An 18,092-nucleotide genomic window follows, 5' to 3' on the forward strand; every position below is an offset into this window, starting at 1 on the left:
GATTTTGAGAGAATCGTCGTTCAAAACCTTGCGTCTTCATCGGCCCGCGTCCTGTAGGGGCGAAGCATTCGGACAATAACCTATCGGTGAAAAGGTAGATTTTCTATCCGAATGCTTCGCCCGTACTTATTCAGCAAACCCAAAATAATGATATTTTGATTATAAACGATCGCGCTCAAACAAAAACATAAATCGTAGTGGACTGACACACCTAATTTAGGTGTAGGGTGCGTATTTGCGGCCATCAATTCGGTCAAAAAACCAAAATTAACAATCCGCCGTAACGCACCACCTCTATCATTAAATTGGTGCGTTATGCTATCGCTAACACACCCTACTGGCTAATCTTTGTGTCTTTGTGGTTATGATGAATCAATCAACTCCCAATACTAATCAATCTATTCCCGTAGAGATAATTGCTTCCCGTAACTTCATCGATTGGTTAGAGTCTCAGCAGATTAGTCTGGCTTTTACTACCTATCAAAGTTCTCGACTGATGTTTTTAGGAGTTAACCCCCACAGGGGGATGTCGGGATTTGAGCGGATATTTGACCGCGCCATGGGTTTATATGCTACCCCAGAAAGGATTTATCTTAGTTCCCGCTATCAAATCTGGCAACTAGATAATGTGCTATTATCCGAACAGCTTTATGATGGTTACGATAAACTTTATATCCCCCGCATTAGTTATACTACTGGGGATTTAGATATTCACGATTTGGCAATAGAAAATCTATCTGAAAGAATTATATTTATCAGTACCATGTTAAATTGTCTGGCAACAGTCAGCGATCGCCATAGTTGTATTCCCCTATGGAAACCATCGTTTATTTCCGCTTTAGTCAATGAAGATCGTTGTCATCTCAATGGTTTAGCTTTGGTAGATGGGAAGGCGCGTTATGTTACCGCTTGTAGTCAATCAGATGTGGTGGATGGGTGGAGAGATAGAAGACAAACTGGCGGTTGTGTCATTGATATTCAGTCTAATGAAGTGATTGCTACTGGTTTATCTATGCCTCATTCTCCCCGATTTTATCAGGGTAAGTTATGGTTATTAAATGCGGGTACGGGTTACTTTGGTTATATTGATCAAGACAAAGGCATTTTTGAGCCTGTTACTTTTTGTCCTGGTTTTCTGCGTGGTTTAGCATTTGTCGGAAATTATGCCATTGTTGGATTATCTAAAAGTCGTGGGGGAGATAAGACTTTTTCGGGGTTAATCTTAGATGATAATTTAATGGCTAAAGAAGCAGATCCTCGCTGTGGTCTGCTAATTATTGATTTAAAAACAGGTGAAGTTGTTCACTGGATACGCTTAGAAGGTGAAGTTACCGAACTTTATGATATACAAATCTTAGAAGGAGTTAAACGTCCCCAAGCTTTAGGATTCCAAAATGATGACATCAGTAAAATTATTACTCTTGATCCTATTTCTCCTTTAGTTGGAGGAAATCTAGCAAATAATCAGCCTGATACTTCCCCAGCAGATACCCTTTATCAGCAAGCATACACCTTGCAAAAACAGCTTAAGCTTGAAGAAGCGATCGCTCTCTATCAACAATTAATTAATCAACATCCTCAATATGCAGCTGCTTGGCATCAGTTGGGGGTAATCATGGATAGTTTAGGACAAATTGATCAATCTATTTTGGCTTACAAGCAAGCTTTACTTATTAACCCTAATTATGCAGAAAGCCACAATAATTTGGGAATAATAGCAGTTAGCAAGGGAGATTTAGACGAGGCGATTATTTGCTTTAACCACGCTATTTGTGGCAATCAAAACTATGCTTTTGCTGAGAATAATTTAGGTTTAGTCTTACAAATGCAGGATAAGTTAGGGGATGCTGTGGTCAAGTTTCAAGAAGCAATCAGGAAAAACCCTAATTATCCAGAGGCACACTTTAATTTAGGCAATGTGTTACAACTCCAGGGAAAGATCGAAGAAGCGATCGCTTATTTTCAAGTAGCAATTCAGCTTAATCCTAAATACATTAAAGCTTATAATAGTTTGGCTTTAGCATTAGGAAGACAGGACAAAGTAGAAGCAGCTATGAGCGTATTTAAGCAAGCTTTAGCTATTCAACCTAATTCCCCAGAGGCTTTTGCTTGCTTATTTTCTATGAAGGAAATGACTTGTAATTGGAACACAAGAGAAGCTGATTTAATTCAACTTTGGCAATTAACCGAAAACCAGTTACAAGAGGGAAAAACTACCGCAGTAACTCCCTTTGATACCTTATATAAACCTTGGTCTGCTAGTCAACAATTGCAAGTAGCTTGTAACTATGCTCAAGAGGTTAAAAGACAATTAGCCTTAGGGACTAAACCCCTCAACTTTAACCATTCCCGCACCCGATCTGGACGATTAAAAATAGGTTATTTATGCCATGATTTTCGTAATCATCCCACCAGTCATTTGATGCAAAGTGTCTTTGGTTTACATGATCGCGCTAACTTTGAAATAATTGCCTATTCCTATGGTTCTGATGATGGTAGTGAATATCGTCGTCGCATTGCTAATGATTGCGATCGCTTTTATGATATTGCTACTTTATCAATTACGGAATCTGCACAACGGATTTTTCATGATGGGGTGCATATTTTAGTTGATTTGATGGGATATATTGATAAAGCGCGGACGCAAATATTGGCTTTAAAACCTGCACCGATTCAAGTTAATTATTTGGTTTATCCGGGGACAATGGGAGCAGATTTTATCGACTATATTATTAGTGATGCCATAGTTACCCCACCGGAATCTGCTGATAATTTTACTGAAAAATTAGTAATTTTACCGGATAGTTATCAGGCTAATGATTATCAACAAATTATATCATCTAAACCTGTTACTCGTTCCCAGTATGGTCTTCCTGAATCGGGTTTTGTCTTTTGTTGTTTCAACCATACCTATAAAATTGAGCCGCAAATATTCACTGTATGGATGCAAATTTTGGCTAATGTTCCCGGTAGTGTGTTATGGTTATTTTCGAGAGTAGCTGAAGCTGAAGCAAATCTACGTCGGGAAGCACAAGCGCGAGGAATTGAGGGTGATCGCTTAATTTTTGCCCATCTCGAACCTAAGCCGGAACATTTGGCGCGACATCAACTAGCTGATTTATTTCTTGATACTTTATACTATAATGCTCATACTACTGGGAGTGATGCTTTATGGGCAGGTTTACCGATTATAACTTGTCCAGGTACAACTTTTCCTTCCCGTGTTGGTGCTAGTTTATTGACAGCTATTGGCCTACCTGAATTAATTACTAAGAATTTAGAGGAGTATAAAAATTTAGCGATTAATTTAGCAAAATCTCCTGATAAATTGCAGGAAATTAAACAGAAACTAGCACAAAATCGTCTTACTTATCCGTTATTTGATACCCTTCGTTTTACCCGCAATTTAGAAAAAGCTTATCGGACAATGTGGGATATTTATGCTGCGGTAAAATCACCAGAGATGATCAGGATAGCCAATTGATCACTGGAATTATCAGGGTAAGCGCATCTTAACAATCCTTGACAAAATCAACTTTATCCCTCCCAGTTTTCACGGTACTTGGCCAGAAAAATCAGAAAAAGTATCGGTGTTTTTTTGAGAATTAAAGCTTATTTTCATAGATTAAATTTCCTTGACAAAATGACTTATATGTGTTAGCAAATTAAGTCCTAAAATTGAATTACCTTGCTCATTTAACAGAGGACTATAACAAGCGATCGCTCCCTGTTGCGGTACAATTGATAATAAGGCCCCACTAACTCCCGATTTAGTGGGAAACCCCACCTCAATAGCAAATTTTTCGGAAGCTTCATAGAGTCCACAATTAGTCATAATTTCTAGAATAATTTCGGCAAAAGAAGAAGCTAAAATTAACTTACCTAAATTAGCAAGATCGGCAATTTTTCCAGATAAACAACAGATTTGATTGTAGGTTTCTAGAGCTAAATAACGATGACTGATATAACCATTTTTTTCTAATTCTAAGCTTAAAGCTTGATTGTGAACATTAGGATAAGAGTGAACAGATTCAAGCACAGATCGATCTAAAAATAATTGACAATTACCCATTTCATTTAACCATAAAAGCAAATTTTCACAGCGAGATTCCGGCGTTTCTCCTGCTAATAAGTCTGCCAATGCGATCGCACCACTATTAATCATAGGATTACGGGGAAAACCGCGATCCTCTTGCAGTTGAGTTAAGGAATTAAAAGGATAACTAGAAGCTTCTTTTCCCACGCGACGAAAAACAGCATCTTCCCCTAAATGAGTTAAAAGATATAATAACAAAAAAGGTTTAATCACACTCATCAAAGGAAAAGTTACAGTTTCATCTCCCCAAGACAAAATCTCCCCCTCAAGACAGTGAATCTGGAGAGCGAAAACCTCGGTATTAACTTGGTTCAAAACCGGTATATAATAGGGAGTCTGACCCTTCAGATCCGATAAATGCACTTCCCCGACCCAAGCTTGTATATCTTCCACCCTTAATCTAGCTAATCGGTTCATTTTTTTAAATCCATGTACTCAGTCAAAGAAGCAGAATCTATAATTTTAACTCAAATTCAACCCCGACAAGAAACAGAAAAAGTTTCTCTAGAGGCAGCTTTTGGGCGCATTTTAGCCGAAGATATCAGCAGTGATTTAGACTTTCCCTACTGGGATAATTCTGCTATGGATGGCTATGCTGTCCGCTACGAAGATGTCAAAGACACTAATCCAGAAAATCCCGTTACTTTAAAGATTATCGCCGAAATTCCCGCCGGCAAAGTCCCCGAAAAAATTATTCAACCCGGAGAAACAGCCCGAATATTTACAGGAGCAATGTTACCCGCCGGCAGTGATACGATTATTATGCAGGAAAATACTGACAAAAAAGGCGAGCGAGTGGCGATTCTTATCCCTCCCGAAAAAATAGGTCTTTTCGTGCGTCAACGCGGCACATTCTATCGAGCGGGAAATACCTTATTAAAAGCTGGTATTGCCCTTAATTCCCCAGAAATAGCGGTTTTAGCCACGGCACAAGCTACCGAATTAACAGTGTTTTCCCGTCCCCAAGTGGCAATTTTCTCCACGGGAGATGAATTAATTAATCCCGATGAAACCCTCCAAAAAGGTCAAATTATTGACTCGAATCGCTACGCTTTAACCGCATTTGTCGCCAGTTTAGGGGCAATTCCCAGACCCTTAGGTATAATCAAAGATAATCCCGATCTTCTCAGAGAAACGATCAGAAAAGCAATTAATTCTAGTGCTATCGTCCTTTCCACCGGCGGTGTTTCCGTAGGAGATTACGATTATATCGAGGGAATTTTAGGGGAATTAGGGGGAAAAATTCTGATTGGCAGCGTTGCTATTCAACCGGGTAAACCCCTAACCTTTGCTACTTTTCCTAACGGTTGTATTTACTTTGGTATCCCCGGTAATCCCGTCTCTGCTTTAGTTTGCTGTTGGCGCTTCGTGCAAATGGCCATTAAAAAATTATCGGGATTGACAGATTATCAGAACAAATTTCTGCGAGTTGTCACCCGCGATACTCTCAAATCTAAGGGACAAAGAGAAGTTTATCTCTGGGGAAAAATAGAAATTATCGAGGGAGTTTATCAATTTCAACTCGCTTCCGGACAACACAATTCGGCTAATTTAATTAATTTAGCGGGTACTAATGCTTTAGCCATAATTCCCCAGGGTAAAACTACTATACAAGCGGGAGAAACAGTAGAAGTTTTGACTGGACTTCCCCTTTGAGAGCCAGTTTCAGATTTATTCAGCAAACCCTATATATTGGCTTCAAAAACGGGACAATAGCCTTCGGCAACCACTTTAAAACCGTAGAGGGGAGAAGCGGGATTCCAACAGCGCTGACTTTTGTAGTGGACACAGACACGACAGCAATCCATCTCCTCTAAAGCTTTGGTGATGCGATTGGGACTCTCGCTTAATAATTCCCGTTGGGAGACTCCCCGTAATAATAATTCTTCCCCTTGCCAGCGCGCTTCCACCAGTCCCGTATCGGCGAAATTACTCCACCGGGGATCCCGGGTGATCGGCTCTGGTAAGGTGATAGTGACGATCGAATCCGATTCATTTAATTCTCCCTCATAGTGACTGGGGGCCGGGGGTGTCGGTTGCATAAAGCGATCGCCAATAGGCAATTCCACCAGAGTTCCCACGGCCGGAGAATGGAGTTGATAACGGCTTTGTAATTCTTCTAAACTGGTCAAATCCGCTAGATATAGGGGCGAGCCATGGACGAACATGATATGCTGTGGTCGCAGGTTATGGATCAGTTGGGTGGTGTTGCGACTATCGCTATGTTCGGCCAGTAGATAGGTTTCTTGGCTAATTAATCGCGAACGCTGTGCCGCTTTTAATCGGGGATTCTCCAGGTTGATATCGTGCAGGTGTTGGGGAGCTAACATTAACCAAGGTTTATCCCCTTGCAGATATTTACTCACCTCCTCTAGGCGATCGATTAGTAAAATTATCGGAGTGGTTCCCCCTAGAGGTGTCGGTTTTTCTGGCAACCTTCGCAACCGGGGACAGATGCGCTCATCCCAAAATAAGGGCTGATGTTTGGCAAAATTCTGGACAGATGCGGGAAATTGTGGTAAAATTTCTAGGTAAGCATCGCAAGCTTTAGCGATCTTGCCCCCAACCCAGATATCAATGTCGCGGCCTGTGAATTGGTGGTGCGACCGCAGTAATTTTAAAATTTCCTGACCCAATCCCAAAGCGGGGACGGGTAGTAAGACATTTTGCCCCTCAGCGATCGCCTGATAGATGCGATTCATCAACTGTTTTTCCTGCTGTCGTCGGTGGGGATGGCGTTCTGTGCCGTAACTGCCTTCAATAATCAGCACATCGGGGGATACTCCCCGCAGCAGATCGATCGATAATCCTTCCACCAGTTGAAAATTAGACAGGGAAAAATCGCCGGTATAGAGGACTTTATAGGTGCGTTTGGGGGTTTTGTAGGTGAATAGAACCACGGCGGCCCCAGGGAGGTGGCCAGCTGGAAAAATCTCGACGGTGAGATCATCAAAGAGAGTGATCGGCGATCGCCATGGCCAACCCTGACAGAAACTGCCGATTTCCTCGGCAGCATCCGGCCATTGTAGGGGCAGCAGTTGTACTGTCACCTCACTGGCATAAACTGGCAATTGGGGATAGGTCTGATGGAGAGCCATTAACCCACGGATGTGATCGCTGTGGGCATGACTACAGAACACCAGATCCACGGGTGGTTTTTTGTTTTCGGTGAGGGGTTGCATATCGGCCAAACCGCAATCTAAAAGTATGCGATGGGGACCGATTTTCAGTAGGAGACAAACCCCTTCCGATGTGTGACCGACACCAAAAGGTAAACAGGATAAAAGGGATTTCGACCCCCAGAGGGCAGTAGAGCGTTGAACCATGGCAACCCTGATTATGATGACTGGTTAGTGAGCCGAACCATTGCCATCGTAGTTATCGCTATCGTAAAAACCGTTGCGGGTGCCGAAAAAGAGACAAGAGACGGTGAATACGGCCGTTAATGCCAACAGGATTAATTTGATGTCCATATAATTAGTGCAACTCCTCAGAGGGTATCTCCCCTCATACTAACCCAACTTTTTCGGTTGTTAGCAGCTAGGTTTCGGATTTGTCCCTGGGCGCTCACCCTCTTTCCCCCACCATCGCCCGGTCTATGTTAATAATTAACGAAGGCAGGAAGCGGAGGGCAGGAGTCCGTTTTTGTAACGGGGATTTATACTCCGCTCCAAAAACTTTTCGCCAACCAGGAGCGAGGTTTTAGACCTGTCCATTAGTCACATCTTTCTTAACATTTCAAACCTTTGTAGCACAGGGCTTTCAAGACTCGGTTAACAATCTGTAATATTCCTTGTTGACACCCTTAATGACAAAGAAAAAACTGAAATCAAGTCAGGATAAGGGTTAGAGTCCTTACTGACCAAATTGTTAAGAAAGATCTCTATAAGGGATAGGTTTTAGACAAGGGTTGTGCGCGATAATTTTAGTTAATTTAAAAGTCTTGAGCAAAGCTAATCCCAAGTCACAGGACTACTTTTCTGTATCTCATATTAAGAAAAAACTATGAGCGATAATATTTTGTCTCAAGCTTCACAGCGATCTATTACATAGATGGCAGTTGACTTATAATTAAGAAAGCTTGCTAATTTTGTCAGATAGAAAAAACGAGGAGATTAATTAATTTAGCTATATATGTCAAGATTAACCCAAGAATCTTTAGGTAATGAGGCGGCTATATTTTCAGCTTTAGAGTCTCAACATCAAGAAGCTTCGCTCTACGGTGTTACAGATGGTAAAGCGATCGGAACCTACTGAGAACAAAAGTTTAAACTATATCTAAAAGAAAAATATGATTTTGTTGAGGGTAATGCAGCCAGTGGTATCGATTTTCCTGAGTTGCTGGTTGATATAAAAGTAACCAGTACTAAACAACCACAATCATCTTGTCCTTTTAAATCCGCAAGACAAAAGATTTTTGGCTTAGGATATTCCTTAATTATTTTTGTTTATGAAAAGTTAGATAATAGTCTCAATCGCACTGCCAATTTAAGAATGATCACGACAATTTTTGTATCGGCTGAAAGAACAGCTGATTTCCAGATGACTCGTGGTATTCGCAACATCTTAAACAATCAGGGTAACAAAGATGATTTAATGGCCTTTATGTTAGATAAAAACTTACCCGTTGATGAAATGGAAGCATCCAATATAGCCGATGAAATTCTTGCTAATCCTCCAGTACAAGGATTTTTAACCATTTCCAACGCCTTACAGTGGAGACTACAATATACTAGAGTAATTGATCTTGCTGGTCAAGAAGAAGGATTAATCGCTATTTATAGAGAGAATTAGTAATGTCAGTTTCTCCAGTTAAAGTTGAATACGGCGACTTTCAAACTCCTTTAGAGTTAGCCGAAAAGATTTGCCAAAAGTTATCACAAATAAATGTTAATCCCAAGGTAATTATTGAGCCAACTTGTGGTACAGGAAACTTTTTAAAATCGGCAGCAGTTACCTTCAAACAAACTGAAAAAATTCTTGGCTTTGAAATTAATCCTAATTATGTTGCACAGATAGCCCAAGATGAGCAATTATGCCAAGATACAAGAATACAAGTTCATCAAAATAATTTTTTTGACTGTGATTGGAATGCTCTAACTCAAGCATGGAAAGAGAATATTTTATTCTTGGGGAATCTACCTTGGATAACAAACTCAAAACAGGGATTGATTAATGGTAGCAATTTACCGCAAAAAAGTAACTTTCAAGGTTATCATGGTTTAGATGCTATCACAGGAAAAAGTAACTTTGATATTTCAGAATGGATGTTAATTAAATTGATTGAATGTCTTAATCATCGTTCAGCTTATCTGGCAATTATCTGCAAAACAGCCGTTTCTAGAAAAATTTTGAACTATATTTATACTCAGAAAATTAATCTCACCTATTCGGCAATTTATCCGATAAACACTCAAAAATATTTTCAAGCTAATGTAGATGCTTGTCTCCTATTTTGTCAATTTGATTCTCAATCAGAAAATTACTTTTGTGATGTTTTCAAGAGTTTTGAGGAAAGGGAGTTTCAGCGTATTGGTTATCAAAATGATATTCTAGTCAGAGATTTAAATACTTTTATCAGACTAGAGAAGTTATATCATCGGCATCCTCTAGTAGAAAAATGGCGTTCAGGTATTAAACATGATTGCTCAAAAGTCATGGAATTGCAGTTAGTTAATGGAATTTTTGTCAATGGTTTAAAGGAAATCGTTGATATTGAAACCACCTATCTTTATCCTCTCCTTAAAGGTTCAGATGTGGCACAAAATCGCCTAGAAATTATCAATAAATACGTTTTAGTAACTCAGAAGTTTATTGGTGAATCTACAGAAAATATGCGAGATATAGCACCAAAAACTTGGCAGTATCTAGTTAATCATGTAGATTACTTTGGGAATAGAAAAAGCAAAATCTATCAAAATCAACCAGATTTTTCTATATTCGGCGTTGGTTCTTACACCTTCTCTCCTTTTAAAATTGCCATTTCTGGACTTTATAAGAAACTGAATTTTCAACTTATATCACCCTATCAAAATCAACCAGTTATTTTCGATGATACTGTTTACTTCTTAAGCTTTGATGATTTAGATACTGCTCAGAAAACACTACAGCTTCTCAATTCTTCCCTAGCGATGGAATTTTATTCATCTCTGATATTCTGGGATGAAAAAAGACCAATAAAAACCCGTATTTTAAATAGTTTGAATTTGTCAGAATTAGGGTGTATTACTAACGCCAACGCAGCTAAGTAACGCATCTCACGGGATATTTTATGATAATTTTTTCATCTCCTCGATAATTGTCCTTGTCTCGACGCTAACGGTACCCCCACGGGTTAATAAGTCAACCACTTGCTCTTTATACTTTACAAAATGATAGGTATTAAATTTCTGAGCGATGGTTTTATCTTTGGATTCCTTTTCTTTATATTGATCTTTATACATTATCATAACTACTCTAGAATATCCGCCCTTAATTTCTATGTGTTGTTCTTTCAATAGGGCTAGATTAGATTTAATGGTCATGACCGTAATTCTGACTTTAGTAAACTATCCATAATTATTTTAGTACAAGTATAAGCTTTTGGAAAAAAGCAATCTTATCGGTCATGGTAGTTTTGCCTGTCTCTGGGAATCAACTCGGACCGACTGAAGAAACAAAGGAAAATGGAAATTTTGCCGATCTAGGGCTGGCCTTTGCTATAAGTGAGCTATATAGCGCCTCCTTGGCTAGTGAGGAAATTCTCAAACGCTAAAGCTGAGAGCTCACCGCTATAACTAAGCACACGAATCACCCAGACTGAGAAAATATCATGCGTATCGCTCACGATGTCACCGAATTGGTTGGCCGCACACCTTTAGTACAATTGAATCGGATTCCCCAAGCGGAGGGCTGTCTTGGCCGAATTGTGATGAAATTAGAAGGGATGAATCCCGCTGCTTCCGTCAAAGACCGCATTGGCACTCACATGATTAATAGCGCCGAAAAAGCGGGTTTAATCAATCCAGAAACCACGGTTTTAGTGGAACCCACCTCTGGCAATACGGGAATTGCCCTCGCGATGACTGCGGCAGCTAAGGGTTATCGCTTGATTTTAACTATGCCGGAAACGATGAGTTTAGAGCGCCGGGCGATGTTAAAAGCCTACGGTGCTACCCTAGAACTTACCCCCGGCTCCCAAGGCATGAAAGGGGCAATTTTACGCGCTCAACAAATCGTCGATAGTATCCCCGGCGCTTATATGTTGCAACAATTTCGCAACCCTTCTAACCCGGAAATTCACCGTCTCACCACTGCTGAGGAAATTTGGCAAGATACGGAGGGACAGGTAGATTTTATTGTTGCGGGTGTGGGTACTGGAGGCACGATTACGGGAGTCGCTGAAGTAATTAAATCCCGTAAACCTAGTTTTCAAGTAGTCGCGGTGGAACCTTTCAATAGTCCAGTGATTTCTGGTGGTAATCCCGGTCCCCATAAAATTCAAGGTATCGGTGCAGGTTTTATTCCGGAAGTTTTACGCACAGATCTGATTGATGAGGTAATTACTGTCAGTGATGAGGAAGCTTTTCAATTTGGTCGTCGTCTGGCAAAAGAGGAAGGGTTGCTTTCGGGGATTTCTTCCGGTGCCAATCTTTGCGCCGCGATTCAACTGGCCCAACGACCGGAAAATGAGGGTAAATTAATTGTGGTGATTCAGCCTAGTTTTGGGGAACGTTATCTGAGTACGCTGATGTTCCAAAATATCGAGGAGCGCGAGTTAACTTTGGTGTGAAAAAAATATCGTCTTCAGCCTCTACAGTGAGCCTTTAGCTTTAACTATAGCAGTTATCTTAAATGGTGGCCTAGGATTCAGGCGCAGGTCGTCGGTCGTCAGTATTCTCCGAGTCGGGAGCCGGTCGTTAGGAGACAGGTTTTAGGTTTTGGGGTTTTGGGGTTTTAGTTCAATTTCCCCACTTCCCCACTTCCCTATACTTTTTAAACAGGATTTAGTATTAATCGTATTTTAGGAGGGATTTTTTCACCTGTAGGGGTATTTGTAAAGGTTGCGGTTTGATTGCCTCTTTCCCGGAACAATTATCCAATAAAGCCGATCGCACTTGTGCATCGGTTTCTCGCGAGAGAAGATAACGGAAGTATTCTTGGCATTGTTCTCGACGACTGGGGGAAAGTTGCATTTCACTTAAACGTCGGACTGCCATTAAGCGCATTAAGGGATCATTGACTGTTAATTTTTCTAACCAGCGATCAAAGTTTTTTGACTCATTTTGACCGCGATGGTCGAGAAAATGCCATCCTAGCAGGATTAAAGTCAAAACCGTGCCAAATCCTTGCAAAATTGAGGCCAGGGCCAACCAGCGATTTTCGGCATAGGTCCAAATGGCCACAGCGAGATAGGTGGCTAAACTGCCCAAACCGCCACAGACTACCGCTAAAGTTAACTTACCGCTATCGGCACTGAAAAAAGCACGCCCCCACAGCCACAGCGATGGCCAGTTTTGACCTTGGAGATGGTAAACTCCAATCATCGCCCCCACTCCGGTTAAAGTGGCCAAAACTAACTGCCAATTCCACGCCCAGAGGATCAAAAAACTAGCACAAGCTGCCGCCCATGTCAAGAATTGACGGGTTTTTTTGGCGGCGAGAGTTTTAATGACTCGACGCTGCAGAGCGGGGGAAAAATAGGGAGGAAGGCGGAATACTGAAGACACGGGAAGTTTTTCACTGAGGGTTTGATGATCACTATAGCCTGTTCTCAGGCAGACAGATCATTTTTCTCGGTAAAAATCCTCGTGGCAAAAGAGCGCAGTGCTAGGGTGGGCTAAAATTGCGATCGAGAATCAGCTAAAGTTCAGGTTGGCGGGCTTAGGTGTTAAGATGGTTTGCCATCAAACTCAACTTTTTTTATTAGTAAATAGCTGAACAATATTCTGTAAACTTATATACAGAAACCTAAAGAAATATATTAATTTGCAGTCTTTAGGGCAGCAAGTTCTGATAGACGATCTAAAGTAGTAAGTATAAATACCGCATCTAATTTTACCTAGTCACGCCAGCTATCTAACTCATCTATTTCACTTCCGAACAGAGTTGAAACGTCCTTTGTCTCGGTTGAATCTTGCGGGACTTTTGCAAGATGATCTTACTTATTTAACTTTGCAATAAAAGGGGATTGCTCCCCAGAAGTTTTCAGAGTGGTTGGATTGTGTTTGCCTAAAAAATTTTTGAGCAAGGAGATTAAATATTATGGATACTTTATCTACAAATTCCCATCCCCGGCGTACCATTGCCTTGACTTTTTCTGGGGGAGGCTTTAGAGCAGCAGGATTTTCTTTAGGTACAATGGTTTTATTAGAAAAATTGGGTTTACTGGAGAAAGTTCAAGCTATTTCATCTGCTTCTGGAGGCTCGATTGCCGCTGCTTTTTTTCTGATGGCTAAAGCCAAAGTTTATACACCAGAAAAGCCAGATTTACTTGATGGTAATTCTTTTTATCAAGAATTCTATACTCGCCTCAAGTCTTTTCTAGAAAGTGACAAGGTTGCCAATGCGATTTTGTCAGATTTGGGAGGTTCTCAAAAAATGATTAAAAATGCTGCCAATTGTTATAAGGAACAATTGTTAGAAACCCTATTCGGAATCTCTAAACCCTCACCAGCAAGAGGAACAAAAGAAATAAATGAGCGAGTTTGGCAATTATTACAGGATGCTAATACTTCCCCCGACTGTTTAAGTATCAATTCCACTAATATGACTGATGCCTCTTTATTTAGATTTGCGATGTTACGGACAATTATCAGTGAAGATAAAGAAATCTGTAGAGAAGGGAAAGGAATAGTAATTGGCAACAAATTTATTGATATATCTGATCCAAAAAATCAACAAATCAGCCAAGATTGTCAAAATCTTAGCTTAGGAGACATGATTGCGGCTTCCTCTTGTTTCCCTCTTGGTTTTGAACCAATTATTTTTCCCGATGATTTTGGCGATAACAAAGAAAGTTTAAACCACTTACAAAAACTCACCCCCAATCAAGATAGAGTTGCTTTGATGGATGCTGGTTTGTACGATAATTTAGCCTTAACTTCTGTTGAATCCTTAAGGTTAACTTCTGTTAAGTCATCAGGATTTTCTTATGATAAATCTAAGCCAATTAAACTACCAAATAAGATCGATCTTGTGATAGCCACCGATGCAGATAACCTTGAACCATCGAGTGCTTTATTAGATGCGTCTAAACTCAATCAAGTCAATAAATTTGAGGATTTAGTTAAGAATTTAACAGGTTTTACAAGAACAGTCCTTCAGGCAATTATAAAACCTCTAAATTTTCTTTTCACCTCCCGTAAGTGTCGTTGGATTGGCTGGTTAGCTTCTCAAGTGGGTATTAAAGGAGATGAGCTTCCCGCTCATAACTCATGGCGGTCTCTTGATCATAACAAATTAGCCAAACTAATTCCAGATCGAGTCAAAGAATTATCTCCTGTATTTGGCTCTTTTTTGCAAAGAAATCGCAAACTTACTTATCAGTTTTTGCAATATAAATATGAGCAAGAGTCCAACAATCCTGAAGGAGAATCCCAAAAGATTGATCTAGTTCGTAATTTGATCTTTGACCTTTATCATAGAAATGATCAAGATTTGGCCCTAAGTGAACTAGATTGTCCAGTGCAAGAGTGGAAAGAGGAGGCTCCCTTAGAATCTGGTGAAACTCTCAAACAAATCAAAAAAATGATCGCAAAAATTAATACACTGGTCTTAGCTTTGGTCTTAGATCAGAATGAGGAACTAGATACTAAGAATTTGATAGGAAGATTTGAAATCAATGAAACAAATAACCAAGAATATATAATTTGTCTATCTAAATTAGCGACGGCTCTACCGACAACACTTTGGTTAAAATGGTACAATGTTTGCAGTGTCAAGAGTTACGAAATCTCCCTAATCAAGAAGATTTTAGACCCTAAGTCAGTGCTAATCTGGAAAATAGATAATCAAGAGGAGACAAAAAAACTGATAACCAACTTAAAGATGACTTTTGCTAGTCAAAAAGAAGACAAAAGAGTGACAGCAGCGGAGGTGGTTATTGCCTGTGGTTTCGTGGCAGCTTGCTATAATCTTTTAGAGTATTCAGCCAATAAAAGCAAGCTACTTTATAGTAACCAATCGGATTTCACCTTAACTAAAGTGGACAGAAATAATCCTCAACAGATGAAAACTTTAGCCGAAATATTTAAGGCAAATTTTTCTGAAAAATCTCAATACTTAAATCTAGACATCGGAGAAATTAAAAAAGCAGCTGCAATCTGGTGGGAAATTATCTCAAGGGAGTCTCCTAGTCAGAATTTTTCAGAGGAAGAAAGTTTACATCTATTTATTAAACATATCGTCCAGATGTTGGAGGAGTTGCCACCAGAAAAAGTCTCCACAGTGATGGAGAAAAGGGATGTGATCGCTGCGTCAATGTTTTAATCGAACTTTTTATTCTTTCCTAAATAAAGGAGGAAATGATTATGATCTTCTCATGGACTGATTATGTGCGTGCCGTTGCTACCACCGAACAAATTCCCACTCGGTATCGCAAATTACGGGTTGTTCAATTAGCACAAGCAATCGTTGAATCTGCACGAGGTACGAGTAAACTTTTTCAAGAAGCGGGAAACCCCGGTGGACTCAAATGGCGAGATAAAATTGACGACAATTACACCGAAAAAATCACCCATCAAATTTGGTTAGTTACCCCTAGCGAACCCAATGGTTGTTATTGGTGTCATTGGAAAACCGCAGAACAGGCCGCAATGGGATATTGGCGGTTTATCGGTCGTCCGAATTCCCCCTATCAGGGATGGGAAGAATACGATAATGATCCGGAAGGCTATTTACAATATATTTGGGAAAAAGGCTATGCCACCGACCCAAACTATGTCAGTAAGGTCAAAAATGTTTTCCCTGAAGCTCAAAGCTTACTAGATGAATATGGTGGAGAACAACCTCCCCCATCACGGGTTTTCAAAGTTGCTATTATGCCAGGACATGGAGGGACAGATTCAGGGGCAGTCAACCATGCGCTAAATTTACGGGAAAAAGACTACAACTGGAAAGAAGCAGTTGAAATTAAAGCCCGTTTAGAAGCGGAAGGCAATTATCAAGTGATTATCTGTCGTCAAGAAAATGAATTAGCTTCCCTTTCAACCTTGCAACAACGAGCTAATGACAGTGGTGCAAATGTTTGTTTGTGTCTGCATCATAATGCTTGTAACCGACAGGCAAAAGGTTGGTGGTTATTTTATGTGAATCGGAGTCCAGAATTTGAGAAATTTATCAAAATCATCGATAAACACTTCCGAGGACTGCCTTTACAAGGACGGGGTTATGAATACGCTGGAACGCCCTTTGCTCATGACTGGTATAGTCGAGTCTGGAATTGTACCCATGCTTGTACCATGCCCACCATCTTGTTTGAAAGTTGCTTCATTGACAATGATGAAGATGCTCGTTGGTTGAGAGATGGCGGTTATCAGCAAATCGTTGAGAAAATTTGTGCGGGAGTTAAGGAATATTTAGGAAGTCAACCACCCCTACCTCAGCCTGAAAAATTCGTCTTTGTCTGTGATGCCAATCCGCCTTTAAATGTGCGGAAAGGTGCAGGAAGTAATTATGATCCTGTGGGGCGTTTAGATAACGGGACACGATTAACGGTTGTAGGTGAAGAGGGCAATTGGCTCAAAATTAGTAAACCGATTGAAGGTTATGTTCATCGTGACTTGACAAAATCTTCCTATTGCGTGTTTGTCAATGACCCGAATCCGCCCTTAAAAGTCCGTTCAGGGGCAGGAACAAACTTTTCGGTGGTCACGGAACTGACTAATGGCACACCCTTAAACGTGATAGGGACGGATGACAATTGGCTTCGCATTGATAAACCCGTGGAAGGTTATGTCTTTACTTCTTTAACTTCCTCGCTGCATCGAGTCTTTGCTGCTGATGCCAATCCTCCCTTAAATGTGCGCTCTGGACCTGGAACTACCTATGAAAAAGTGGGTCAATTAGACAATAATACGGCTTTAACTGTCGTAGATGCTGGTTTGGATAGTCAAGGTGCGAGATGGCTTCGTATTAGTTCACCTTGTTCCGGTTGGGTTCTAGAAAGTTTAACCTCCGATCGCCTGATGGGTTCGGGAATCAACCCTCCCGCTTCTAATCTATCGGAAAGTGAGCAATACGATTATTGTGCCGAGATTATCACCCATAATGGCGGAACATTGCGTAAACGCAATTTAATCTCTTTCCGGAAGGAAACCAGTACAAAAGTCAATGATTGGCATGGTTGTTACGATGATATTACTTACATGATCTGGAAAGATGGCGCAGGGAAACACGCTTGTAAATACGCCTCTAACACGGAACCCTCATCTCAGTATGAAGATAGTAATAATCCATTGGCTGATCGCAACAGAATGGGGGTTGATGCAAATGGTGATGGACGACTGGATTTAGGACGTTTACCCGAAGGATATTACGAATATAAAACAGGAACAAGTGCCACCCTGGGTAAAGTATTGTGTCCTACCGCATCAGCCATGGCGGAACGAGATACCAGTCACGATGGCCTATTTCAACCTAATGAACCTCGTGCTTCTGCTGGAACAACGATGTTATTTCATCAAGGTGGAGAAACGAATCCTTTCAGTGCCGGATGTCAAACCATGCCTCCCAATGAATACACCAGATTTTGGAATGATTTAAACAGCAACGGTGATCCTGGTGTTATTGGTTATACCATTGTTCGCTGGTGTTCAATTGCTTAATTCCTTGTCCATTCACGTCAAGTTAAGCAATCACAGATAAAATATTGTCGGCATTGACTTAACTTGATTACCAAGAATGGCAACACTATTGGCTGAAATGGCTGGATAAAAGTCAAAGGCGATCGAGATGTTCATTTTGTCTTTGAAGAATACGCAGAAGTCAAGGAAACTTAAACTTTTTGTTAGGTAGG

12 protein-coding genes and 1 pseudogene are annotated in these 18,092 nt (G+C 40.5%); 8 read left to right on the top strand and 5 right to left on the bottom strand.

The annotated features are described in order from the left end of the window. Positions 1–364 precede the first annotated feature (364 nt). The gene (locus O9332_RS24250; RefSeq protein ID WP_288027701.1) at positions 365–3,484 is read left to right on the top strand and encodes a TIGR03032 family protein; all 3,120 of its coding nucleotides are present in this window, start codon (positions 365–367) and stop codon (positions 3,482–3,484) included. Between the two features lie 141 nt (positions 3,485–3,625). Here O9332_RS24250 and O9332_RS24255 read toward each other — a convergent pair whose 3' ends face one another. Further along, a complete protein-coding gene (locus O9332_RS24255; protein WP_288027703.1) occupies positions 3,626–4,513 on the bottom strand; it encodes a glutaminase in 888 nt (295 codons plus the stop codon). Between the two features lie 12 nt (positions 4,514–4,525). On the opposite strand from O9332_RS24255, the gene O9332_RS24260 reads away from it, so the two are divergent. Continuing rightward, entirely contained in the window at positions 4,526–5,752 is a 1,227-nt protein-coding gene (locus tag O9332_RS24260; protein ID WP_287077280.1) for a molybdopterin molybdotransferase MoeA, read from the top strand. A 29-nt stretch (positions 5,753–5,781) separates the two neighbouring features. On the opposite strand, the gene O9332_RS24265 is transcribed toward O9332_RS24260, so the two are convergent. Next, positions 5,782–7,422 (bottom strand): MBL fold metallo-hydrolase, encoded by a 1,641-nt coding sequence (locus tag O9332_RS24265; RefSeq protein WP_288027705.1) that lies wholly within the window; start codon positions 7,420–7,422, stop codon positions 5,782–5,784. Positions 7,423–7,446: 24 nt separating this feature from the next. Further along, positions 7,447–7,569, bottom strand: coding sequence for a DUF8629 family protein (locus O9332_RS24270; protein ID WP_002737208.1), 123 nt, complete (start codon positions 7,567–7,569; stop codon positions 7,447–7,449). A gap of 661 nt (positions 7,570–8,230) precedes the next feature. Between O9332_RS24270 and O9332_RS28515 the strand changes: the two are divergent. Both O9332_RS28515 and O9332_RS24285 read left to right on the top strand, forming a co-directional pair. Further along, a pseudogene (locus tag O9332_RS28515) lies at positions 8,231–8,890 on the top strand (type II restriction-modification system restriction endonuclease). Between the two features lie 2 nt (positions 8,891–8,892). Continuing rightward, positions 8,893–10,347 carry a hypothetical protein gene (locus O9332_RS24285; protein WP_002756800.1) on the top strand — a complete coding sequence of 485 codons (1,455 nt, stop codon included), beginning with the start codon at positions 8,893–8,895 and terminating at the stop codon, positions 10,345–10,347. Positions 10,348–10,365: 18 nt separating this feature from the next. Here the strand turns inward: O9332_RS24285 and O9332_RS28520 are convergent, their stop codons facing one another. Continuing rightward, positions 10,366–10,620 (bottom strand): hypothetical protein, encoded by a 255-nt coding sequence (locus O9332_RS28520; RefSeq protein ID WP_002756798.1) that lies wholly within the window; start codon positions 10,618–10,620, stop codon positions 10,366–10,368. Positions 10,621–10,703: 83 nt separating this feature from the next. On the opposite strand from O9332_RS28520, the gene O9332_RS24295 reads away from it, so the two are divergent. Both O9332_RS24295 and cysK read left to right on the top strand, forming a co-directional pair. Further along, complete coding sequence (locus O9332_RS24295; protein ID WP_002756797.1) at positions 10,704–10,850, top strand: hypothetical protein; 147 nt, start codon at positions 10,704–10,706, stop codon at positions 10,848–10,850. Positions 10,851–10,907: 57 nt separating this feature from the next. Then, positions 10,908–11,867 (top strand): cysteine synthase A, encoded by a 960-nt coding sequence (gene cysK / locus O9332_RS24300; RefSeq protein WP_002741039.1) that lies wholly within the window; start codon positions 10,908–10,910, stop codon positions 11,865–11,867. Between the two features lie 220 nt (positions 11,868–12,087). Here the strand turns inward: cysK and O9332_RS24305 are convergent, their stop codons facing one another. Further along, positions 12,088–12,804: a hypothetical protein gene (locus O9332_RS24305; protein ID WP_288027708.1), complete on the bottom strand. Its 717-nt coding sequence runs from the start codon at positions 12,802–12,804 to the stop codon at positions 12,088–12,090. Between the two features lie 535 nt (positions 12,805–13,339). On the opposite strand from O9332_RS24305, the gene O9332_RS24310 reads away from it, so the two are divergent. Next, on the top strand, positions 13,340–15,565 hold the full coding sequence (locus O9332_RS24310; protein WP_002756793.1) for a patatin-like phospholipase family protein: 2,226 nt from the start codon (positions 13,340–13,342) through the stop codon (positions 15,563–15,565). A gap of 41 nt (positions 15,566–15,606) precedes the next feature. Further along, positions 15,607–17,901, top strand: a complete 2,295-nt coding sequence (locus O9332_RS24315) for an SH3 domain-containing protein (protein WP_002756791.1) — start codon at positions 15,607–15,609, stop codon at positions 17,899–17,901. The last annotated feature ends 191 nt before the right edge of the window (positions 17,902–18,092 follow it).

Source organism: Microcystis sp. LE19-10.1B (genome assembly GCF_027530565.1).
Classification (GTDB): domain Bacteria; phylum Cyanobacteriota; class Cyanobacteriia; order Cyanobacteriales; family Microcystaceae; genus Microcystis; species Microcystis aeruginosa.